Below are 22043 nucleotides of genomic sequence, written 5' to 3'. Positions count from 1 at the left end.
ATTATTCAGAGATTCTGAAAGGATTCCATTTTGAACCAACTTTCTCTCTTTCAGCGCCAAATCCTTCAGGCATTTCAAACAGGTCATTTATAGTGAAGTCCAAATCTGTAGCTTGTTCCATGCTTATAATCTTAATGTTGGATTCGCTGTGGTCGTCTTGTCCACAAAGGAATTGCCAGCTAGAGCCATCTTTGTCGTGAGTTACAAATAGGATATCTCTTTCTTTATTGAGGACATGGTCACAAACAAAACAAGCAGTGTTTTTAGCTTCTTTGAATCTATATTCAGATTTACTCTTTTTTCCGAAAAGTTTTTTAATCATTTTATATCAATGTTTCAATTAGCAATGTGGACTCTTGGCATGAAGCACAACTACCGTATAACATCACTAGTCATGTTATTTTCATTATCTCATTTTTTTCGGTGGTTTTGCCTGGTCCGTGCCCCGGTAACGCCTGCATATATCGTAAGTCGCTTCCCCGTTCCGAAAAGCGGGGGACATAATTATACAGGAGCAAGTGATTGCACGGCTGGCGGTGTTGTTCCTGCGTGGGCTTTATTTGCAGGCGTGTAGTCAAAAGGTTTTGGTTTTTAGCTCAGTAAATATAAACATAATACGGATACGTGGTCCTCTTTAGTGCTGTTTTTTAGCCGGCTGTTATGCGGTTGTAACTTGCTCTGTGGGTGTTCTTTCCATTGAGTGTGGAGTTGTTTTCACTACCTTGTTTTATGGTTTCACTAAGCCTGTTGTTCATTTCGCTGTTTGCAAAGTTGTTTTCGCAATTTCCCTTGATAAATTCACCGTTTTGGGTGACGATTTCACTGCATACGATGATGTTTTCGCTAACTGTGTTGATGTTTTCGCGACTTGCATGCTTGTATTCACGGTACTTTTTTATGTTTTCGTCGCCCTCCACCATGTTTTCGCCAATGCCTTTTATTTATTCAGCAATTGGCGCTAAAAAATCCCTCTTCAGCAAGTTGCTTGCTGAAGAGGGATGTATAAAATCACAACTTTAATCCACAATTGTTCGGCCCGTTCGTATTCGCTGTAAAATTCGGTGTTGCCGAGTTGTAGTGTAGCTGTGATGCAGTAAAGCTCGCAGCTCGTAACGCTTCCCGTTTGTCCCCATTCAGGGGGACGAGGAATTCAGGCGGCTTCGACGCCGGAATGACGGAGGGGGTGTTGCAGTCGCAGTGTTTAGAGTTCAGAGTTCGGGGTTCAGAGTGCCCGTGTTGCCGTGTTGCTGTATTTTGCTCGTAACTCATTCTACAATTTAACAATTGCTTACAATTCGGGTGTTGCTGTATTTTGCTCGCAGCTCAGAGCTCGACGCTTATTGCCTTCTTCTTATTCCGGTTTCAAAGTAAGCAAAGGCATTTCGCTGATGGTTCCTACGCGCATGGGCGGGCCAAAGGCTCCGGCGCCCTGCGACACATAAATGTGGGTTCCTTTGTAGTTGAATAAGCCCTTGTTGTATTTGTAAAACAAAGGAATAAGCAGGTTTACGGGAAATAGCTGTCCGTTGTGGGTGTGTCCGGCCAGGTACAGATCTACCCCGTGCCGGTTGGCGTATTCCACCCCGTCGGGACTGTGGTGAAGCAGCACCGTAGGCGGCCCGTCAAAAATATTCAGCTGGCTGAGGGTGGATTGTATGGTCGGCCTTTCGGGGTTTCCCCCGTTTGGGTGGTCGGCGCGCATGTGGTTGAGCCCGATAATTTGCAGCTCGCCAAAATGCGTCACTTCGTTTTCAAGTACGTTTACGCCAATTTCCCTCAGTTTTGCTTTTACCTCTTTGGCGCCCGAGTATCCGTCGTGGTTGCCTTCCACAAAATAAACCGGGGCCGAAAGCTTTTTCAGGGGTTCAATGCTGGCTTTGTTCAGCCGTATTTTGCCGTCAAACAAATCGCCGGTGATAAACACCACATCCGGGTTCTCCTGGTTGGTTTTATCCACGATCTTTTGCAGGGTTTTGGGTCCCCAGAAATGCCCGATGTGAATGTCGGACAAGTGCATGATCTTTACTTCTTTCTTTAGTCCTTTAACCGGAATATCAACACGGGTAACCCGTTTGTACATCGCGTTCCAGATACCCAGTGTGGTAACAAGTACGGCCAGCGCCAGCGAGGCGGTTCCCAGTATTTTGGGCTGGAGTTGTACAAAAACACTCAGCAGGTGAACCGCCAGAACCGCCAGTAAAAGGTAGAGCATAAAGCCCATAAAGATCGACGCCGCACTGTAAGCCAGGTTGGCAAATCCCGATGCTGCATTGGAAAAGACCATGATTCCGGCAATCATAAAAACAGTGACCGATGCAAAAGTCAGGTAGAGATAGCGGGAACTTTTCAGATCGAAATAAAAGGTGAACCGCCGGGTGAGATAGATATTGGCACTTATCAGTATTCCCAGAAAAATGACCAGGAACAGGATGGGAAAGAATTGTTTCATCGTTGTATGGCTTTCAAAAGCTTTGTTGCTAATGCCTGCAATTTAATAAAATAATTCCTCGTGGTTGGCCACGGGGTTTCCTGTTAAGAAGATATGGCCCCCCGTTTCGGCTGCACTCCGCTCAGCGGAGCTGTCGGACTCAACTGGAGGTTGTCCAAAAAGTCAAATTATTTTAAAAGAAACTTACAATCTATAATCGGCTTTTATTTTACCCCTCCAAACCTCTCCGTCAGCTGACGGGAGGCTTAAAGTCCCCTATAGGGGATTTAGGGGTGAAAACTCTAGTGCTTACTTACGAAATAATAAGTTCAATCTAATTCAAAAGAACTTTGGGGACAGTAACCTTCTTTTTCTGTCATTGCGATCCGTCAACAGACGGAGAAGCATTCTTTAAGATGAACGGGACACGATGATCCTAAATGTAAAACGTGAAAACAGAACGCTGATGATATGGATGTTGCCCGGTTTACTACTTGCTGATTGTGCGCTGTAAAAGCCATTGCGATAGGATTTTGGTGAACAAAAACGGCTTAATTTCCTTATCTTGTTCGTATAATCTAAATCAGCAACAATGAAATTTTTCCGACTTTTTGTTCTAGCTTCTTTTTATTTGTTCTTCTCCTGTAATGCGGGCGCGCAGGACGGGCAGGCGCTTTATCAGCAGCATTGTGCCCAGTGCCACGGCGCCGATCTGAACGGCGGAAACGCTACCAGTCTGGTAGATGGTATCTGGCAGTTTGGAGCCGAAGATGGTTACATCTACCGAAACATCAAATTTGGGATTTCGCATTTGGGCATGCCGTCGTACGAGAAGACTTTGAGCGACACCGAAATTGGTGCGATTCTGAAGTACATCCGTGGCTCCGAGAAAAATGCCGGGGCAGAGCGTCCATCCATTGTAAAAGAGTTGGAAACAATGGATTATTTTATGAACGTGGAGGTTTTTGCCGATAAACTGGAGATTCCGTGGGCCATTGATTTTATCGATGCCAGCACTGCACTGATCACCGAGCGGCCCGGTCGCCTGCGGGTAGTGAAAAACGGCGCTTTGCAAAAAGAGGCCGTGCGGAATACGCCTGAAGTTTTGCACGAAGGCCAGGGAGGCTTGCTGGATGTGGCAGTGGATCCGGATTATAGTCAGAACGGATGGATTTACCTGGCGCACAGTCATGCCTTAAGCAATGTGGTGGGGGCCGAACGCCCGCCGGCCATGACGCGTATTGTTCGCGGAAAGATCAGGGACAACGCCTGGGTGGATCAGCAGGTGCTGTTTGAGGCGCCGCACGAAACCTACCGGACCACCCGTCATCACTACGGTTGCCGGATTGTTTTCGATCCGTGGGGCTATCTGTATTTTGCCATTGGCGAACGCGGAACCGATATTCATGCGCAGGACCTGGCGCGGCCCAACGGGAAAGTTCACCGGATCTATAAAGATGGCACTGTTCCGGCGGATAACCCGTGGTTTGATGCCGAGAATTCTATGCCGTCGCTTTATTCGCTTGGAAACCGGAATATCCAGGGAATGGCGATTCATCCCGAAACGGGGCAGCTCTGGGCAACCGAGCACGGCCCGATGGGAGGCGACGAACTGAACCTGATTGAAGCGGGGAAAAATTACGGCTGGCCGGTAATTACCTATGGATTGAATTACAACGGAAGCATTGTTTCGGAATACACGCGCAAGCCGGGCTACGAGCAGCCGGTTTATTACTGGAAACCTTCCAACGCGGTTTGTGGCCTCGATTTTTACCGCGGCGATTTGTTTAAAAAGTGGAAAAACAAATTGCTGGTGGGGGCTTTGAAATACGAGGAGGTAAGCTTGCTCGACATTGAGGGCGACCGCGTAATGCACGAAGAAGTGATTGTGAAAGGGCAGGGGCGTGTTCGGGATGTTTCTACCGGCCCCGATGGAGCTATTTATGTGGTGTTGAACAAACCCGATGCTGTGATTCGTTTAACGCCCAAACTGGATTGATCGACTGGAGGAAAAGATAAAGCACAAAAAAATCCGTCTTTGGAAAATATCTTTGCTGCACCGGCAGCTCAAAGAATTCCAAAGACGGATTTTGTTTTTTATACGGGTCTGCCTCTATTTGAATGCTTTCCCGAGGCGGTTCAAAGCTTCTTCCAACGTGCTTCTCGGGCAGCCGATGTTGATACGCAGCCAGCCTTCGCCACCTGTTCCAAACCTGCCGCCGTCGTTTAGTGCCAGCTGCGCCTGTTCGATGGTGAATTTCATTAACTCCTCGTTTTTCATCTTGTAATCGGTGAAATCGAGCCATACCAGGTAGGTCCCGTCGGGTTTCATCACTTTCACGCGTGGAAGGTGCTTTTCAACAAAACTTTCGAGTAATAAATAATTGTCCCAAAGGTAGCTTAGCAGTTGATCGAGCCAGTTGTCGCCGTGGGTGTAGGCAGCTTCGAGCGCAATCGATCCAAATATGTTGCCCATTCCAAGGTGTCCCACTCCAAGGTGTCTTTCGTAGCGCGCAAACTTATTTTTGTTCGGAATGATAACAAGCGAAGATGAAAGCCCTGCAACATTGAATGTTTTGCTGGGCGCCATCGTAATCATGCAATTCTCTTTAACTTCTTCCGAAAGAGTGGCGATCGGGATGTGCTTGTGGCCTTTGTAAACCAGGTCGGAGTGAATTTCATCTGAAATAATCATGATGTTATTTTCCATACAAACCCTGGTCAGTCCTTCCAGTTCTTCGCGTGTCCACACCATGCCTCCCGGGTTTTGTGGATTGCAAAGCAACAGTAGCTTGGTGTTGGAGTCGATCTTGGTTTTTAAATCATCCAGATCAAAAGTATAACGTCCGTTCACGAGCTTTAACGGGTTTTCGATGAGTTGGCGTTTCGTGCCTTTTACACAGTCGAAAAACGGGAAATACACCGGCGGTTGAACCACCACTCCGTCGCCGGGTTTGGAGAAAGTCTCGATACCCATTGTCAGGCCGGCCACCACACCCGGGCTAAACGAGATCCATTCCTTTTGAATGTCCCAGTCGTGTCTGCGTTTCATCCATCCGATGATCGCGTTAAAATAAGAGTCGGGTTTAAACGTGTAGCCCAGTATCTCGTGCTGTGCTCTTTCTCGGATGGCTTCCATTATAAAATCGGGTGTGCGAAAATCCATGTCGGCCACCCAAAGCGGAAGCAGGCCGGGCGATTTGAAATAAGTTTCCAGTGCATCGTATTTCAAGCAATTGGTTTCTTTGCGCTGAATAATTTCATCAAAATTGTACGTCATCATTTTATCCTTTCTTCTGATCGAATTGTATTCCTTTTTTGAAATTTGGAGGAAGCTTTTATCGTAAAATGCTTGTGTCGCTTGGACATTTTTTATACCGATTAGCAATTGAGTTGAGCCTTAAATTCGCTGCGCTCTTAAAGCCTTTTCAATTGTCTATCGGCATTAACCATTGTAATTTCAGAGTTTCGCATAAGGCTCACTCTGAAAAACAATTGGTATTATACCTCAATGGGGCGAAGATAAACTAATTCACCCTCCTTTTCAACTTTCAGTACAAAATTGAAACGGTTGAGTTGGGTGCAAAGACGGAAGTCATTTTCGGGCGACCAGCTTTGTTTGTCGGGGTCAAAAAAACGCGCGCCGTCTCCGGCTTTGATGGTCGCAATCATTCCTGCGAAATCGTTGTTTTTGCCTTCCAGTTCATTTTTGATGAATTCGGCGCAAAGCGTGTCTTCGTCGGTGGGGTATTCGCAGGCATAGCCCATGCACACAAGCGAAACAGTCGCGGGGTTTTTGGCCCGGATGTAGCGGACAATGGCACCGGCATTCACAAAACTTCCGGTAAGAATCTCCTCAGCATTGGTGGCGTTAACAATTCCCTGCGTGCCGGAGCTGGTCGTGTGAATCATCGTGCAGGCCGGGAAAGGTGTGTTTATCAGTTGATCGGGTGAATTTCCAAAGTCGAACCCTTCCGGTTTTTGTTCGTTCCGTTCTCCCACCAGCAGGTAGTCCGGGTGTTCTTCTTTTAGTTGGTATGCCTGCCTGATGTCGCCCATCGGGTAGATTTTCTTGATGCCTTTGTCTACAGCGTAGCAGGCAGTGGAGAACGCACGAAACACGTCAATGATGACTGTAATTCCACTGGCAACCTTCGCCCCTTCAATGAGTTGTAAAATTTGTATGTTCATTTTGTTATTTGTATTTGATCTTGGTAAAAATCATTTAACAATAGATTATTTGAATTGGCATGATATTTGATTATCTGGTGCTGTCTTATTCACAAAAAGCCTTCTGCTACTGGTTTTCAGAGTTTCTGTAAAAATCTTCTTCAAAAATCACTGTTAAGTTTACGTTTAATTCCCGGGTTTTAAAACATGTTATACAGCATTTATGTTGAAAAACATATATTTTTGTCCTGTCATTCATGTTAAACTTAAAATTGAATGGTTATGAAAACAATTAAATTTTTATCTACAGTAATGGCAGTAGCAATTGTAGCAGTTGCTACTGCAGTTGAAAAGCCAAAAATGAACGTTGTCCCTCTGACTCCCGACAGGGCAGTTGTTTCTATCGTGAACAACAAAGAGGCGATGTTTGAGTTGAGTATTGTTGCAGAAAATGGTGATTTGGTATATTATAAACAATCAGCAAAGCCGCTAAACACCTATCAGAAAGTATTTGACTTCTCTCAGCTGGCTAGTGGCGGATATACCATGAATCTGAAAGTGGACGACACTCGTTTGTCCAAAGAATTTGAAGTGGCGGCCAACGGAATTTTTGTTGGAGAATCAAAAATGCGTTTTGATCCTTACTTCGCTTATGCGAACGATGTTTTGAAACTTTCGTACCTTAATTTTGACGGCGAGTTCATGACCCTGAACATCTACGATGACAACGGGTTGATCTACCAGTCAAAATTGGGAAAAGAATTCAACATGATAAATGGCTATGATCTTTCGGCCCTTGCAGGTGGAAACTACCAGGTTGTGTTGAGTTCATTGAACAACGAGTACACATATAGTTTAGTAAAATAGGTTAGAAAATGTTATTGGTTTAAGAAGGCCGGGAATCATTGGGTTTCCGGCCTTTTTTTGCCTGTTGAGTATTTAGTTTGAAAAGCGTAAAAAGAAAAGGCTGTCCTACTGACAGCCTTTTTAACCTAAACCAACTAAACCTAATAAACCACGGATTTACCAGAATAGTAAACCCGGATTGTCTTTAATATTTTCTTGTTTTGTCTACTTTCCTGATGCAAAGATAGGATTTTTTTTTGCAGATGATTCCCTGTTGCTTTATCAGATGTCAATTTTAAATGGTTGGATTCATTACATTTGCTGAAAATATACTATACACACACTATGAACAGGTATCTTCTTGCATGCATTTTTATTTTTTCAACAGTACTGATTTCTTTCGCCCAACCCAAGTATGAGTTCAGGGCTGTGTGGGTGGCTACGGTTGCCAATATTGACTGGCCGTCGAAACCCGGTCTGGATACAGAAACCCAAAAGGCCGAAGCCATTCGCATTCTGGATATGCACAAGGACCTGGGAGTGAATGCGATTATTTTGCAGATACGGCCTGCGGCTGACGCACTTTATTATTCCGAACTTGAACCCTGGTCGCGCTACCTCCAGGGGAAGCAGGGGCAGGCTCCCGATCCGTATTACGATCCGTTGGAATTCTGGATCAAAGAATGCCATGCGCGGGGTATGGAATTGCACGCCTGGTTAAATCCTTACCGGATTGCACAAAATACAAAAGAAGAACTCTCGGCCAACCACGTCGTTTTTAAGCATCCTGAATGGGTGCTGGAGTATGGCAAGAAATTGTATTTCGACCCGGGGATTCCTGCTGTTCGCGAGTTTATTACCGGTGTAGTGAAAGATATCGTGACGCGGTACGATCTGGATGCCATACACATGGATGACTATTTTTATCCGTATCCCACCAAAGAGGCATTTCCCGATACTACATCTTTCGGGTTGTACAACAGAGGTTTTTTTGCCGATAATATAGCCGATTGGCGTAGGGAGAACGTGGACATCACCATTAAAATGCTGAATGAGGGAATCAAGTCAGTAAAGCCTTGGGTAAAGTTTGGGATCAGTCCGTTTGGCGTTTGGCGAAATATTGCCGACGATCCGCGTGGCTCACAAACAACGGCCGGTACCAGTAATTACGATGGCTTGTATGCCAACATTCTGAAATGGCAGGAAGAAGGCTGGATTGACTACTGTTTGCCGCAACTTTACTGGCATATTGGAATGGCTGCTGCCGATTTTGAGGTTCTTGCCCACTGGTGGAAAAATCACACCTATGGAAGGGCTTTGTACATTGGGCAGGCTCCTTACCGGATCGATGCTGAGTCGAAAACACCGGAATGGAGAGAGCCTGATCAGTTGCCAAAGCAATTGCGCCTGATTCATTCCATTCCCGAAATAAAAGGTTCGGCTTATTTTAGTTCCAAAAGCTTTAACAAAGATTTACTGGGTTTTCAGGATAGCCTGAAACTGGATTTTTACAAGCAGCCAGCAATTGTGCCGCCAATGCCCTGGTTGGATGCAACGCCTCCGCTGGCGGTGACAAAATTGAAACGCTCGGGACGAAAATTACAATGGAAGGTAGCTGATGCTTCGGGAGAGATGGATAAGCCCTGGCAGTTTGTGGTATATGTAAATGAACTCGGGAAGAGCTTTGATAAAGAAAATAGCAGTCATATGTTTACAATAATAAAGGGGCGGGAAATTAAATTCGACCGGATGAACCGAAAGAAGAAGAAGTACGAAGTCCGTATTTCAGTGCTCGACCGCATGAATAACGAGAGTAATGTCTCGCTTCCGGTAACCGTAAAAATGTAATTTTTGTTTTTGTAAAACGTATATTTCAAACTACCTTTATTGCTCTGCGGCCTGTAGCTCAGTTGGCAGAGCAGCTGACTCTTAATCAGCGGGTCCAGGGTTCGAATCCCTGCAGGCCGACAAGATATTCAGGGAGTTACCATACAACAATTTGGTAACTCTTTTTTATTTCCCTGTCTATTGGTTCGTTTTTTAATTCTTCTGTAAACCATCATGAAAACCAATTTTTATTATGCCGCTTTGGTTTTGTGAGCGGGTAGTTGGATCGCAGGGAAAGCAGAGTTGCTTTTCTATCCTTTTCCATGAGATTGAATTGTCCCCAAAGAAATTGAAATGACGGCTCTGATAACACAGGAGGCGGGTGTAATTGCATGGGAGTCAGGGCCAGTTTCTTCATTTTTATAGCAAAAGGTATTTTAAGAAAAAAAGAAAGGTCTTAACTTTAAGTGAGTAAGTGCAGGTTATCAGCCCAAAAGAATTCGTTTTGGCGGGCAAATGATACCTGAATAAATAAAAAAATTAATGATATGAAAAAGCGATTTTCCTCTTTAACAGTACTTGTGATCTCGGCCCTTATTTTAGCGGCGTGCAGCTCTGTTGTTTATACAGGAATATGGAAGGATAATGAAAAATTGGATGCAAACTCCTATTCAAGCATTTTTGTTTCGGTGATTACCAGCGATATCGGTGCGAGGCAGATAGTTGAAACGGACCTGGCAAATGCGCTTCAGTCAAAAGGATTTAAGGTGGTAAAAAGCAGTGATTACTTTAACCCAAAGTCTGGTTCGATGGACGAAGCTACCGCGCTGGCCAAAATTAAATCGCTGGGTTGTGATGGTATTCTAACGTCGGCACTGGTCGATGAAAAATCGGAAGATCGTTATGTAGACGGCAGCGTAACCTACGGATCGTATCCGGTGATTCGCCGCTACGGAAGATATTGGTCCTACCACGAGTTCAGGTATCCGGTTTATGAGCCGGGTTACTACACCAACGACAAAACCTATTTCATGGAAGATAATTTCTATGATGTTGAGAGCGGAAGCATTGTATTTTCGATGCAGAGCAAAGCTGTCAACCCAAGCGATCTGAAGTCGTTTAGTGAAAAGTACTCCCTGGCTTTTATCAAAGAACTCGAGAAGAGCGGACTTCTTAAAGCTCAGTAAGCGTTGTATTTCGGAATTTGAGTTGAAGTTTTAAAATGATCTTTGAAGGGCATTACACGAAAAGTGTGAGCATGGGAGAAATATATTTGGTGCTATGAAAAAACATTCAATTTTAATCCTGTTTTTTCTAATTGCTAGTTTGTTAATCCAGGACATAAAAGCCCAGGAACAGACAAAGTCCAGTGTTTCAGGTAGGTCGCCGTACGAGCTGATTTCGAGTTATTACGAAACACAGTTTAATCCGTTCCGGAAATCAAATGTTTACCTCGGACTGGCTTTCTCGGTTCAGAACAGCAAGCTCGAGAATACGGACTATTTGATCAAACAAGTGCTGGAGGGCAGCAGAGATAAGTTTAGCGTTCTGCTTAAAGGCGGTTATTATCTGGGGGATTATATTATGGTCGGCCTAAATCTCAGTTATTCGGAGAATGAGTTTCGCGGGGTTACTTTCCAAAGTCCCGACACGATTCATTCAAATTCTATTTCCAGGGGTTTTATGATTACTCCCAATATCCGGCCTTCGTTTCCGCTGACCCCAAACGAGCGATTGAGTTTTTTTACTGAAATCGGCTTAACATACGGCAGAAGCCATACGCTCAAACGAGACATTACCCGGTTAGATGAGGTTGACAAGTCGTATGAAACCGTAAATACATTTCGGGTTGGCATTAGTCCGGGAGTCACTTTTTTTGCGATGGAAAACTTTGCTTTTGAGGTTCGCTTCGACGTGTTAGGGTATTCGATGACGGTGGCAGACAAAAGTGTTAACGATGGGCCAAAGTCGCATGAAGTTCGGCACAATGTTGATTTCGAGATCAATCTGTTGACGCTGGATTTGGGGCTGGCCTATTATTTTGGAGCAGGTAAAAAACGATAAGTGTATGAAAATGGAAAAAGGGTTGAAATTGAAATTATTGCTCATTGGCCTGTTTGCACTTTTGCTTTCCTGTGTTGATGAAGGCTTTTTTGGATACTCGCCTTATGGAAACATTAAATCAATCGTAGTCAGCAATCAGGCGAGTAATGCGATAATCGATAAAAGTACGTTTTCAGTATCGGTTGAAATTCCGGGAGGCGTTGACCTAAGCAAAATCAGCATACAGGAACTCACGCTTTCATCGTTTGCCTCAGCTGATAAAAAGGTGGGTGACCTGCTTGATTTGACTACGCCTCAAATAATTACCGTTACAGCAGAAGACGGGAGTAAACACAACTGGACTATTCATTCGTTTGTGGCATCGTTGACACCGCAACTTAAAAACGGAGATTTTTCAGCGTGGTACAAAGCGGCTTCTGATTATTACGAACCTGGAGAAAGCGCGGCCACAACAATATGGGGGACCGGAAACCAGGGGACACAGGTTTTGGGAAAACTGGCAACCATCCCCACCGATTTGGGTAATGGCAACCTGGCGGCGCGAATGGAAACGCTTGACAACGGAAAGCTTGCAGCGACTTTTGGAGCACCCATTTCAGCCGGCTCAATATTTACCGGCTTTTTTAACTCCGATAAAATCGATCCGGGCAATCCGGAAGCTGCCATCGAATTTGGAACACCTTTTATCGGACGTCCCGGGAAAATGCGCTTTAAATATTCCTACACACCCGGCTCTGAGAATAAGGATAAGCAGGGGAATGTACTTGCTTATCCCGATGCCTGCGATATTTATGCCTTGCTTGAAATCAGGCAGGGAACAGTTGTTCATCGGCTCGGAACTGCTTGGTTCAGAAGTGATAACTTACAGGAATACCTGGCAAGCATTGAAATTCCTTTTGTGTACGGAGAACCGGAAGGCACTTATCCCGACTATTTAAAACCCAACGGTCATGCGTTTGTAAGTGCAGATTCCGCTTCATTTGTATTACCCACGCACATCACTTTTGTGGCGTCATCCAGTTTCGACGGAGCCCGGTTTGCCGGCGCTGTTGGAAGTAAACTGGTAATTGACGATGTAGAGATGGTGTACGACGAATAGGCCAGGGTAAAAGTCTCTAGCGCAAACAAGTGTTCAGCCTTTGCAGAAGAATGATTATCTGCCGATCATGTTTTCCTCCTTCAAATCTTTCAGAATGAGTTTGGAGTAGGCTTTAAACCAGCTTTTCATGTCTTTTGGATCAAATGCTTCGGATTGAATAGACCAAAGTAGTTTATGTGAATCAAGGTCGTAAAAATTAGTTTCAAAGAAATAGGTGGTTTCGCGGGTAACATACCCGGGGTCATTCACCTGGTTGTAGCGGTAGTTGACATATTCGCTATAATTGGAATAATAATTAAACCGGTACGGAGGCAATTGGGCATTATTTGTTCCGGGGTGGTATTGTTCTTCTGTTTTGGTATTCAGCAGCGAAAAAGTAAGTGCTCCCTGGCAACCTGCTTCTTTCATCAGTTGCACCATTTTTTCAAGTGGTATTTTTTCTCCTTTAGTGAATTCTGAAGGGAATATTTCGGTGCTTTTTACGGCCTTGATCCCTTTTTTGCTCAGCAATTCTACCATCATGTTCTCAACGTTGAGCTTTCTGCTTTCTTCACGTACCAGCGGGATAATGCAAATACTTTTGTAAGGGGCCTCGGGGATGACCTCGCGGTCTATCCAGTTGCTGGTAATTTGTTGGGAAGGGGTGCACGCAAATAAAACGGAAAGCATGCTCAGGGCGATAATTAGGTTTCTTTTCATTTTTAGTTTATTTATTCATCGTTTATTTTCTGGTCAAAAGATAATCAGTGATTCTGCACTTTTGCAAAAATGCATGAGAGCAGAGCCTTTAAAATACAACTTTTTTGGATGTTTTTATATTTGTTTTCAACCGGTTTCTGATTTCTCCTGCTTGTACGGAATGAATATTTTCAGGAACTTTAGAACTCATCTGTAATTAGACACCAGTGAAAATAAGTCGAGCAATTCGGAAAGTGGTTTTTTCTCTTATGCTCTTTTTGGGCGCCACCATGGTTGGCTCCGGTCAGGTGGGCATACTTCTTTTAATATTCGGCGACAAGGCTTCAACCGAAGAACTGCACTTTAGCATCGACGGTGCGTTTAATTTTTCCAGTGCGTCGCATCTTCCGCAGGGGCAAACCATTCTTGGAGCTAATTTCGGATTGGGGCTGCATGTGAAGCTGAATGATCGTTGGGAGTTCAATCCTCAGCTGAGGCCTTTGTCGCAGAAAGGAGCCTGGAAAACACCGGCAATCGTTGATATTCCTTCCGAGATCTTGGAGCCCGTGAATTCGTGGAAACTAAATTACATTGAATTTCCGGTGATGATGCGTTACCGGATAATCCCGGATTTATCCGTTGCTGCGGGCTTGCAAATGAGTCTTCTTACCAGTGCCAGGCAATTTAGCAAAGGCAACTACACCAATGGGGTAAATGCCGAAATCAGGGTAAATGTTGAGTCGTATTTTAGAAAGCTGAATTTTAGCCTGCCTCTTGAAACGGCCTATCGTTTAAAGTTGTCGCGTGCAAAGTCGGCATCACCCATCAGTTTGGATGTTTTTGCGCGGTATTGTCCCGACTTTTATCCGCTGTTTCGCGATGAACAGGAATTTGATCATTCAAAATTATCGACCTGGCAGTTTGGGGTAAGTTTTCCGTTTATTTTTAATTGAATGTTTTTCAGCTTATTCAGGTGCCAGCACCGAGAAAGGGAACCACGGAAGATTGCGCAAAATCCAGAATAAGATCACAATAATCAGAATAATCCAGGGCGTTTGTTTCTTGTAAAGCAGGTTGGGTAATTTCCAGGCAAAAATCCGGTTTAATACCGGATGAATGTAATGGTAAAGGAGTAAAAGTGCGGCGGGTAAAAACAAAAAATTATAGCTAACCACCCCCGCTATGTTTAAATGAAGTAGGTTATGCAAAGCTCGCTGCGAACCACATCCCGGGCAATAGCCACCCGTAACGGCATGAAACGGGCACTGCGGAAAAAGCTGGGTTTTGGACGGGTCGAGTACAAAAAAGACCACAGCCACCCCCAGTCCCAAAAGCAGCAAAACAAAAGGTAGAATTTTCTTCATGTACTAGAAATCCATCCCTCCGAGCGAAATCCCTGCCAGTACTCCAAAAATTGACAAAAGAACGGCGATCATTGCAATAGCCAATCCGCTGGCCAATCCGATCCATGCCCACATTTTAGCATTCTTACTGGCAATTCGCGCACCTTCCAGGTCGCCTGCATTCCACTTCGAATTAACCTGGGCCGCAAAAACGATGGACACAATGCCCAGAATCTGGCAGCAAAAAATAGTTACCAAGATGGCAAACACTAAATAATTCGGAGGAGGAGGACCCGGATGAGAAACTTGTTCGTTCATATTATTATGGTTCATTTATCTTTTCGAAGGAAGTGTTTCAAAATTAAGTTAAGCAATGATAATATAAAATAGATTACCGGTTTTAATTTCTTTGGAATATTTCAAATTCGCGTTTTTTACCCGGAAGTTCACCTCAAATGCCTGCCATTCCTGTTCTGTAGCTATGAGAGAGATTGCCATTTATCGTTGGGCTGCTATGTTGATACGTAATTTATCGTGTTGGCAATGTGGATGATCGTGGGTATGCAGAGCCATTTTAAAAGCACATTCCGAAAGGGTGTCAAAAACAGTGCGTTTGTTCTTGCAGAAAGTCTTTAACACTTCATTAACAAACCACGTTTTAAACCTACATCAGACAAAGTTGTCTTATTTGTAGTTCAATTAATTAAACAATCAGAAAACAGAATTCAGAAATGAAAAGACTGCTAGGAATTTTTTTGTTGTTCTCCATCTGTATTTTTTATTCCAATGCGTATTCTAATACGCTCACAAATGTGGATGACGACAAGTCGGGAAGGATTAAAGGGATTATTGTGGAAAAGAACTCGGGTCAGCCGATGGAATTTGCCAATGTGGCGGTTTACAATGCCTCCAGTTCGTCGCTGGTATCGGGTGGAATTACCGATGGCAAGGGCGAATTTGAAATATCCGGCCTGCACATGGGGGAATATTACCTGGAAGCCAATTTTATCGGTTTTGAAAAATCGGTGATCGAAGATATTGTTATAAACCGCGATAACCCAACTTTTAACTCCGGAAAAATCAGACTAAGTAATTCTTCCGTGGAACTGGAAGGAGTGAATGTAGTGGCCGACAAGGCTCAGGTTGAGTTCAAGCTCGATAAAAAGGTTGTGAATGTAAGCCAGGTGATGAGTGCAATTGGAGGAACAGCCGTGGAGGTACTCGAAAACACACCCTCGGTTCAGGTTGATCTCGAAGGAAATGTCTCCCTGCGCGGGTCTTCCAACTTTACCGTATTGATTGACGGGCGCCCCAGTGTTTTAAGCGGGAGCGATGCCTTGCGCCAGATTCCTGCGTCAGCCATCGAGAACATTGAAATCATTACCAATCCTTCGGCCAAATACGAGCCCGACGGAACAACGGGGATCATTAACCTGGTGATGAAAAAGAACTCGCTAAACGGATTAAGCGGGATTGTAAACGCAACCATTGGTTCGAACGACAAATACCGGGGAGATGTAACGCTGAACTACCGTACCGAAAAATTCAACTTTTTTGGTGGTGTCGACTGGCGCGATGATACCTTCAAAGGAGGGGCGCATTCGCTTAGTGAAACATATTCAGGCGATACCACTTCGTACATAAAAATTGACGGCGACCGGAACTTTAACCGACAGGGGAAGAACCTAAAATCGGGGATCGACTGGTTTGTAACCGATAAATCAACCTTGTCGCTTTCCGGAGAGTTGGGCCGTTCTGATAACAAAAGTACGGGTGGCGGAAGAACCCATGAATATTCAGTTCCGGCAAGCGATGAGCTGTTCTCCATCAGCGAGGAAGAATCCAAACGCGATAACAAATTTTACAGCGGAACGCTTAGCTTTCAGCACAAGTTTAACAACGAAGGGCATCAGCTGGATGCAATGGCCTTTTACTCGCGCGAGAAAGGTTCTGACAACGAGATAGAAGGAGAGCTGCTGGCCGACGAAAATTTTAACCGAACGCCGGATTATATCGAACGAATTTCGACCCTTGAGAACGAAAAGGAACGCGAATTTCGCTTTAAGCTCGATTATGCGTATCCCTTCAGCAAGGATGGAAAGCTGGAAGCGGGATTGCTGAGCCGCCTGGAAAGTGATGTGGAAGACCTGGCTTTTCGCGATTACGATCAGAGTACCGACAGCTGGATCATCAACGAAGATTTCTCCAGTGAAACTGATTTTACACGCAACATTCATGCGGTGTATACAACATTCAGTAACAAACTGGCCGATTTTCAGTACATGGCCGGACTGAGGGGAGAACTGACCCACCGCGAAACAAAAAATACAAATGCCGAAGCGCCGTCGCAGTTAAACCGTTTCGACTTGTTTCCAACGGTGCATTTTTCTTACCAGTTGGAAGATAATATTGAGTTGATGTCGAGCTACAGCAGGCGGATCAACCGGCCACGTGGGCGCGACCTCGACCCCACTCCGAATTATTACAACCGTTATACGATTAGGTTTGGGAACCCCGATCTGAAGCCGGAATACACCAATTCTTACGAATTGGGAGCCATATACCGCTTCAGCAGGTCGTATGTTTCGCTGGATGCTTTTCACCGCATTACCAACAACAAAATCGACCGCGTTGAAACCCTGGGTGAAGACGGGATCTACTACCTGAACACCGACAACTTTGATAAAGACTATTCAACCGGTGCCGAGCTCTCCGGAAACATCAATTTCACCAAATGGTTGATGGTAAATGCGAGCGTTTCGCTTTATCACTACCGGATCACGGGCGACCTGAACGGCGAGTCGATCGACCGAAGCAGCAACAACCTGAGCAGCCGGATGAATACCACCTTCAAGATCAGCGACAATTCGAGGTTGCAGTTGCAGGGCTTTTTTAACGGGAAAACGGTTTCGGCGCAGGGAGAACGAAAAGCAATGGTGTTTACCAATATTTCGTACCGCCAGGATTTCTGGGATAAAAAGCTGACAGCCACGTTGAATGTCCGTGATATTTTTGGTACCGGTAAATTTGAGAACGAATCATACGGCGCCGATTTTAAACGCTGGAGCCAATGGAAACACGAGCCAAGAACGTTTATGCTTACACTCAGTTACAAGTTGAATAATTTTAAAGAAGATCGAAACAGCCGGGGAGAAGGAGGTATGGATATGGACGGCGGAGAGTTTTGATACCTGCTTAAAAAATAATACGTCATGACTTTATGGAATGCTGCTCACCGGGCAGCATTCTTTTTATAGCGCGGTGGCCTGTGCTTTTGCTCACTTGCCGACCAGCCATTTTTGTGTGAAGTGGATTTCATTCATGGCATTGGTTATCAGGCTTTTTTAGCCCACTGAATAAACATTTCCAAAACAATAACTGAAAATTCAGTTTAAAAACTGAAAAAATAGTTGCGAAACTGAAAAATCAGTTATATGTTTGTTCGGAATTAGAAATTTACTATTGAGCACAAAGTATTGAGAAGATCGTACCAGTGCTCATTGCATAAATCTTAAAGTCTGAACAATGAAACGACTCACCCGAAAAGAAGAAGAGGTAATGAAAATCCTCTGGCAGCTAAAAAAAGCGTTTGTTAAAGACATTATTGAAGAATACGACGATCCGAAACCGCATTACAACACCATTTCGTCGTTGGTGCGCCTGTTGCAGGAAAAAGGAGTTATCGGCTACAAGCAGTATGGCAATACCTATCAGTATTTTCCTCTGCTGTCGAAGGAAGAGTACCGCCACTCGTTTATGAAACAGGTGGTAAGCGACTATTTCGATAATTCCTACAAAAGTGCGGTGGCGTTTTTTGTGAAAGAAAAAGGATTGTCGGAGCAGGAGATTGATGAGCTCATTAAACTGATTAAAGAGGGAAAATAATGGAAAACTTTCTGCTCTACATCGGAAAATCGGGCTTGGCAGCCGGGGCTTTTTACCTCTTGTTTCTGGCGCTTTTCCAAAACAAAAAACAGTTTTTGTTTAACCGGATTTATCTGCCGGTTTCGCTGGCCATCAGCTTTCTGATTCCGCTGATTACCTTTACTTCGGTTCGGTACATCGAAACCCAAACAGTGAACTATGCCAAGAGTTTCGCCTATTTGCCCGAAGCAAGTGTTCCGGCGGTGGCAGCACCGGAAATGGAGTGGACAAGCGTACTGTTCCTGATTTACCTGGCCGGAACGATGCTCTTTCTGGGCCATCTGTTGCTGGGGCACTACAAGGCTTTTCGCATTGTTCGCACCAGCAAACTCAGGAAATTTTACGGAACCATCGTGAATGTGACTTCGAAAGACGTACACCCGTTTTCGTTCTTCAACAAAATTGTTCTTTCCGAAAGAACCACCCGGAATCCCAACCTGGAAATGATCGTTCAGCACGAGTGGATTCATGTAAAAGAACGGCACACGCTCGACATACTGGCGGGCGAAATCCTTTTCCTGTTCCAGTGGTTCAACCCTTTTGCGTGGCTGATTAAAGATGCCATGAAAAACAACCTCGAATACCTTACCGACCACCAGGTTGCCCAAAGCCATAACCCGGAGGCCTACCAGCTGACAATGGTTGGACTGGCCGACAAAAAGGGGGTAGCCCCTTTTCTAACTGCATTAAACGGATCACAACTTAAAAACCGAATTATTATGATGAAACAAAAATCAGAAAACAAGTACTCGCTGCTCAAACAGCTGGTTGTTCTGCCTTTACTGGCCATTCTTATCATGGGGCTTTCAAACAAGGAAGTTAAGACAGAGTTTATCGAAAGTAGCACTGCTGAAGTTGTTGCAACACCGGCAAAAACAATCACCGGAAAAATTACCGACGAAGCCGGAAAGGCATTGCCGGGAACGGCCGTTTTTGTAAAAGGAACCACCATTGGTACCGTTACTGACATGGAAGGTAATTACCAACTGAAACTCGAAGACGATGCCGCAACGCTTGTTTTTATGATGGTAGGCTTTGATCAGAAAGAGGTAGAAATCAACAAGCAATCTACGATCGATGTAAAACTTTCGGCCTCAAAAGCGGCACAGGAAGTATTTCAGGTAAAAGGCAAAATTACCGATGAAGCCGGAAAGGCTTTGCCCGGGACTGCTGTTTTTGTAAAAGGAGCCACGGTTGGTACCGTTACTGACATGGAAGGTAATTACGAACTGAAACTCGAAGACGATGCCGCAACGCTTGTTTTTATGATGGTTGGCTTTGATCAGAAAGAGGTGAAGGTAAACAAGCAGTCAACGATTGATGTAAAACTTTCGGCCTCAAAAGAAAACGAGGATAGTAAAGTAAAAGGAACGGGGAAGTCTGAACAAGTAAAGCCCAATTCCGGTGATGCGACTCAAACATCAGGCATGAAAATTTACGGCGATTTCAATGGAACCCTTTCAAAAGATGGTTCGGTTACTTTAAAGCCAAGCTCTGCTGAAGACTTAAAAATAACGGCTACGGGTAAGAATGCGCCACTGTTTATCGTGGATGGCAAAGAATACAAAGATATTAACGCCTTAAATGCCAGTGATATTGAAAGTATTTCAGTGTTAAAGGATGCAACAACAAAGGCAATTTATGGCGAAAAAGCCAAAAACGGGGTGGTTCTTATTTCTACCAAGTCGGCTTTGGCATTAAAGAAATCGCTTGTATATGTTGACGATAAAAAATTTGAAGGTGACTTATCGGAGATTGATAGCGAGAAAGTTGAATCGGTGGAGGTGTTGAAAGGAGAAGCTGCCACCAATTTGTTTGGCGAAAAAGGGAAAGACGGGGCCATTTTGATAACGACCAAAGAGAATTTGAAAACTGGTAATCCTTTGTATATTATAGATGGCAAGCTGACACAGGATGTCAAATCAATCGATGAAAATAATATTGAAAGAATAGATATTTTGAAAGGGGCATCAGCTACAGCTCTTTATGGACCGGAAGGAGGAAAGAACGGGCTGATAATTATTACCACCAAGTCGGCGGCGAAAAGCGCCGCTAAGCAGAATGCCAAAGACAGTGAACCGGCAGTATCCATTGTACCGGTAAAAGCACAGGAATCTTTTAATGGAAAGTCTCCCCTCATAATTCTTGACGGGAAAGAATACAAAGGAGAAATGAATGATATTTCGCCCGGCGATATTTTTGCCATTTCTGTCCTGAAAGATGAGTCAGCAACAGAGCTTTATGGCGACGCAGCGAAAGATGGCGTAATAATTATTCAGACAAAGTCGTATAAAATCAAATCGATGTTGGAAATGCGGAGATTTATTGCCCAAAAAATCAAATATCCGGCTGCTCCCCGGGAGTGCAATCATACCGGAGATGTGAATGTATTTGTTCATGTGGATGCAAAGGGGAGTATTGCATTTCTGGATGAAAAGCCCGAGGATGCTGTTATGCTCGACGAGGTGGTTGTTACGGGCTATGGACCCCAATCGCCAAAAGAGGGGGAATCCGATGTCTTAAACAAAGCCCTGAAAAAGGAAGCAAAGCGGGTGGTTTCGTTAATGCCTGCGATTGATATTCCGGAATTGATTGGGAGAAATGTAATAATGAATGTAAAATTTAGGTTACAGTAATACGACGAGATCTTAGTAATCTCCGGTTGTATGGATTTCACCGGGTGGCTGCAGGCTTGAAAATGCAGCTACCCGGTGATTTGTTTGAAATGCCTAAGGTGTTGATACATAGTGTTCGCCGCAGTTGAGAGTAGTCAAATCCGGCGGCCCGGAAAACGTCTCGCAGTTTGGAGAAGTAATATCCGGCGGCCCGGAAATCATTTTTCTGTAGTGAAACGTATTGTCCGGCGGCTCTGAAATGATGCCGCAGCTGAGAGAAATGAAATCCGGCAGCTCTGAAAATGTGTCGCAGTTTGGAGAAGTAATATCCGGCGGCCCGGAAATCATTTTTCTATGGTGAAACATATTATCCGGCGACTCTGAAATGATGTCGCAGTTGAGAGAAATGAAATCCGGCGGCTCTGAAAACGTCTCGCAGTTGGGAGAAGTAATATCCGGCGGCTCTGAAATCGTTTTTCTGTAGTGAAACGTATTATCCGGCGGCTCAGCAGCTATGTCGCAGCTGAGAAACTCTTGGTCAGAGCGCTCTGAAAATATGCCGCAGAAAGGAGGTGAGGGCTTAGGGAATAATATTCAATGTAGAATTCCCGGTTTTCAATTTTCTGCATTTTGTTGAATATTTTACATTCAAAGTTGAGAATAGGATATTTTTTAAAACTTACTTTCACCGAAAAAAGACACCCCTACTACAGAGTGCTGTTCTGTTTTTTTGATGAATTATGTTTCGGTGCGCTGCACCTTCATTTGCCACAATAATTTCGATCTATACATATTGCGCAGCGCTGCTGCTAAAGAAATCTCATTCATTGAAAGGTGCGCTACTCCTAAAAATATTTGTAGTCTGAATAGCCCATCACAAGAAGTGGTGCAGCGCACCGGGAATATTTGTAGTTAAACAGGAAAACACAAACCAAGGTGCAGCGCACCGCTGGCATTGTCGTTTATAAGAAGTGCCGGCGCTCTTCCTGGCTACAAACGAGGGGGATTATTCTTGTTGAGTTTGCCTTCAAAATATTTGGACATAAAAA

The 22043-nt window shown here is 44.4% G+C and carries 18 protein-coding genes and 1 tRNA gene; 11 read left to right on the top strand and 8 right to left on the bottom strand.

Features of this window, described 5'->3' with window-relative positions; all coding sequences use genetic code 11:
- Position 1: 1 nt before the first annotated feature.
- The 3 genes from INQ51_RS05815 to INQ51_RS05805 form a co-directional block, all read right to left on the bottom strand.
- A complete protein-coding gene (locus INQ51_RS05815; protein WP_233376937.1) occupies positions 2-322 on the bottom strand; it encodes a hypothetical protein in 321 nt (106 codons plus the stop codon).
- 325 nt (positions 323-647) lie between these two features.
- Positions 648-920, bottom strand: a complete 273-nt coding sequence (locus INQ51_RS05810) for a hypothetical protein (RefSeq protein ID WP_233376936.1) — start codon at positions 918-920, stop codon at positions 648-650.
- Between the two features lie 431 nt (positions 921-1351).
- Positions 1352-2449 (bottom strand): metallophosphoesterase, encoded by a 1098-nt coding sequence (locus INQ51_RS05805; RefSeq protein ID WP_233376935.1) that lies wholly within the window; start codon positions 2447-2449, stop codon positions 1352-1354.
- Positions 2450-3020: 571 nt separating this feature from the next.
- Here INQ51_RS05805 and INQ51_RS05800 point away from each other — a divergent pair.
- Positions 3021-4427, top strand: coding sequence for a PQQ-dependent sugar dehydrogenase (locus tag INQ51_RS05800; RefSeq protein WP_233376934.1), 1407 nt, complete (start codon positions 3021-3023; stop codon positions 4425-4427).
- 114 nt (positions 4428-4541) lie between these two features.
- On the opposite strand, the gene INQ51_RS05795 is transcribed toward INQ51_RS05800, so the two are convergent.
- Both INQ51_RS05795 and INQ51_RS05790 read right to left on the bottom strand, forming a co-directional pair.
- Positions 4542-5711: a MalY/PatB family protein gene (locus tag INQ51_RS05795; protein WP_233376933.1), complete on the bottom strand. Its 1170-nt coding sequence runs from the start codon at positions 5709-5711 to the stop codon at positions 4542-4544.
- A gap of 218 nt (positions 5712-5929) precedes the next feature.
- A complete protein-coding gene (locus INQ51_RS05790) occupies positions 5930-6619 on the bottom strand; it encodes a 2-phosphosulfolactate phosphatase (protein WP_233376932.1) in 690 nt (229 codons plus the stop codon).
- Between the two features lie 261 nt (positions 6620-6880).
- Between INQ51_RS05790 and INQ51_RS05785 the strand changes: the two genes are divergently transcribed.
- The 6 genes from INQ51_RS05785 to INQ51_RS05760 all read left to right on the top strand — a co-directional run bounded on the left by INQ51_RS05785 (position 6881) and on the right by INQ51_RS05760 (position 12434).
- Positions 6881-7465, top strand: coding sequence for a hypothetical protein (locus INQ51_RS05785; RefSeq protein ID WP_233376931.1), 585 nt, complete (start codon positions 6881-6883; stop codon positions 7463-7465).
- A gap of 324 nt (positions 7466-7789) precedes the next feature.
- Positions 7790-9292, top strand: a complete 1503-nt coding sequence (locus INQ51_RS05780) for a glycoside hydrolase family 10 protein (protein WP_233376930.1) — start codon at positions 7790-7792, stop codon at positions 9290-9292.
- Positions 9293-9339: 47 nt separating this feature from the next.
- Positions 9340-9412, top strand: a tRNA-Lys gene (locus INQ51_RS05775).
- Positions 9413-9819: 407 nt separating this feature from the next.
- Positions 9820-10458 (top strand): hypothetical protein, encoded by a 639-nt coding sequence (locus INQ51_RS05770; protein WP_233376929.1) that lies wholly within the window; start codon positions 9820-9822, stop codon positions 10456-10458.
- 94 nt (positions 10459-10552) lie between these two features.
- Positions 10553-11335, top strand: a complete 783-nt coding sequence (locus INQ51_RS05765; RefSeq protein ID WP_233376928.1) for an outer membrane beta-barrel protein — start codon at positions 10553-10555, stop codon at positions 11333-11335.
- Between the two features lie 4 nt (positions 11336-11339).
- A complete protein-coding gene (locus tag INQ51_RS05760; RefSeq protein ID WP_233376927.1) occupies positions 11340-12434 on the top strand; it encodes a PCMD domain-containing protein in 1095 nt (364 codons plus the stop codon).
- A gap of 54 nt (positions 12435-12488) precedes the next feature.
- Here the strand turns inward: INQ51_RS05760 and INQ51_RS05755 are convergent, their stop codons facing one another.
- The gene (locus tag INQ51_RS05755) at positions 12489-13133 is read right to left on the bottom strand and encodes a hypothetical protein (RefSeq protein WP_233376926.1); all 645 of its coding nucleotides are present in this window, start codon (positions 13131-13133) and stop codon (positions 12489-12491) included.
- 206 nt (positions 13134-13339) lie between these two features.
- Between INQ51_RS05755 and INQ51_RS05750 the strand changes: the two genes are divergently transcribed.
- Complete coding sequence (locus INQ51_RS05750; RefSeq protein ID WP_233376925.1) at positions 13340-14065, top strand: porin family protein; 726 nt, start codon at positions 13340-13342, stop codon at positions 14063-14065.
- Positions 14066-14077: 12 nt separating this feature from the next.
- Here INQ51_RS05750 and INQ51_RS05745 read toward each other — a convergent pair whose 3' ends face one another.
- Positions 14078-14476, bottom strand: a complete 399-nt coding sequence (locus INQ51_RS05745) for a DUF2752 domain-containing protein (protein WP_233376924.1) — start codon at positions 14474-14476, stop codon at positions 14078-14080.
- Between the two features lie 3 nt (positions 14477-14479).
- Positions 14480-14773, bottom strand: coding sequence for a CD225/dispanin family protein (locus INQ51_RS05740; RefSeq protein ID WP_233376923.1), 294 nt, complete (start codon positions 14771-14773; stop codon positions 14480-14482).
- A 413-nt stretch (positions 14774-15186) separates the two neighbouring features.
- Here INQ51_RS05740 and INQ51_RS05735 point away from each other — a divergent pair, with 413 nt between their 5' ends.
- The 3 genes from INQ51_RS05735 to INQ51_RS05725 all read left to right on the top strand — a co-directional run bounded on the left by INQ51_RS05735 (position 15187) and on the right by INQ51_RS05725 (position 21015).
- A complete protein-coding gene (locus INQ51_RS05735; protein ID WP_233376922.1) occupies positions 15187-17643 on the top strand; it encodes an outer membrane beta-barrel family protein in 2457 nt (818 codons plus the stop codon).
- A gap of 337 nt (positions 17644-17980) precedes the next feature.
- Positions 17981-18340 carry a BlaI/MecI/CopY family transcriptional regulator gene (locus INQ51_RS05730; RefSeq protein ID WP_233376921.1) on the top strand — a complete coding sequence of 120 codons (360 nt, stop codon included), beginning with the start codon at positions 17981-17983 and terminating at the stop codon, positions 18338-18340.
- Positions 18340-21015 carry a carboxypeptidase-like regulatory domain-containing protein gene (locus INQ51_RS05725; RefSeq protein ID WP_233376920.1) on the top strand — a complete coding sequence of 892 codons (2676 nt, stop codon included), beginning with the start codon at positions 18340-18342 and terminating at the stop codon, positions 21013-21015. The genes INQ51_RS05730 and INQ51_RS05725 overlap by 1 nt, the downstream gene beginning before the upstream one ends.
- Positions 21016-22043: the final 1028 nt, after the last annotated feature.

This window comes from Maribellus sp. CM-23 (assembly GCF_021354595.1).
Taxonomy (GTDB): domain Bacteria; phylum Bacteroidota; class Bacteroidia; order Bacteroidales; family Prolixibacteraceae; genus Draconibacterium.
The sequence above is the reverse complement of the archived record's forward strand: the minus strand, read 5'-3'. Positions and strand labels throughout refer to the sequence as shown.

Coding starts and splice junctions, on each gene's coding strand:
- INQ51_RS05815 (WP_233376937.1), bottom strand. CDS start 322: ATGATTAAAAAACTTTTCGGAAAAAAGAGTAAATCTGAATATAGATTC.
- INQ51_RS05810 (WP_233376936.1), bottom strand. CDS start 920: ATGGTGGAGGGCGACGAAAACATAAAAAAGTACCGTGAATACAAGCAT.
- INQ51_RS05805 (WP_233376935.1), bottom strand. CDS start 2,449: ATGAAACAATTCTTTCCCATCCTGTTCCTGGTCATTTTTCTGGGAATA.
- INQ51_RS05800 (WP_233376934.1), top strand. CDS start 3,021: ATGAAATTTTTCCGACTTTTTGTTCTAGCTTCTTTTTATTTGTTCTTC.
- INQ51_RS05795 (WP_233376933.1), bottom strand. CDS start 5,711: ATGATGACGTACAATTTTGATGAAATTATTCAGCGCAAAGAAACCAAT.
- INQ51_RS05790 (WP_233376932.1), bottom strand. CDS start 6,619: ATGAACATACAAATTTTACAACTCATTGAAGGGGCGAAGGTTGCCAGT.
- INQ51_RS05785 (WP_233376931.1), top strand. CDS start 6,881: ATGAAAACAATTAAATTTTTATCTACAGTAATGGCAGTAGCAATTGTA.
- INQ51_RS05780 (WP_233376930.1), top strand. CDS start 7,790: ATGAACAGGTATCTTCTTGCATGCATTTTTATTTTTTCAACAGTACTG.
- INQ51_RS05770 (WP_233376929.1), top strand. CDS start 9,820: ATGAAAAAGCGATTTTCCTCTTTAACAGTACTTGTGATCTCGGCCCTT.
- INQ51_RS05765 (WP_233376928.1), top strand. CDS start 10,553: ATGAAAAAACATTCAATTTTAATCCTGTTTTTTCTAATTGCTAGTTTG.
- INQ51_RS05760 (WP_233376927.1), top strand. CDS start 11,340: ATGAAAATGGAAAAAGGGTTGAAATTGAAATTATTGCTCATTGGCCTG.
- INQ51_RS05755 (WP_233376926.1), bottom strand. CDS start 13,133: ATGAAAAGAAACCTAATTATCGCCCTGAGCATGCTTTCCGTTTTATTT.
- INQ51_RS05745 (WP_233376924.1), bottom strand. CDS start 14,476: ATGAAGAAAATTCTACCTTTTGTTTTGCTGCTTTTGGGACTGGGGGTG.
- INQ51_RS05740 (WP_233376923.1), bottom strand. CDS start 14,773: ATGAACGAACAAGTTTCTCATCCGGGTCCTCCTCCTCCGAATTATTTA.
- INQ51_RS05735 (WP_233376922.1), top strand. CDS start 15,187: ATGAAAAGACTGCTAGGAATTTTTTTGTTGTTCTCCATCTGTATTTTT.
- INQ51_RS05730 (WP_233376921.1), top strand. CDS start 17,981: ATGAAACGACTCACCCGAAAAGAAGAAGAGGTAATGAAAATCCTCTGG.
- INQ51_RS05725 (WP_233376920.1), top strand. CDS start 18,340: ATGGAAAACTTTCTGCTCTACATCGGAAAATCGGGCTTGGCAGCCGGG.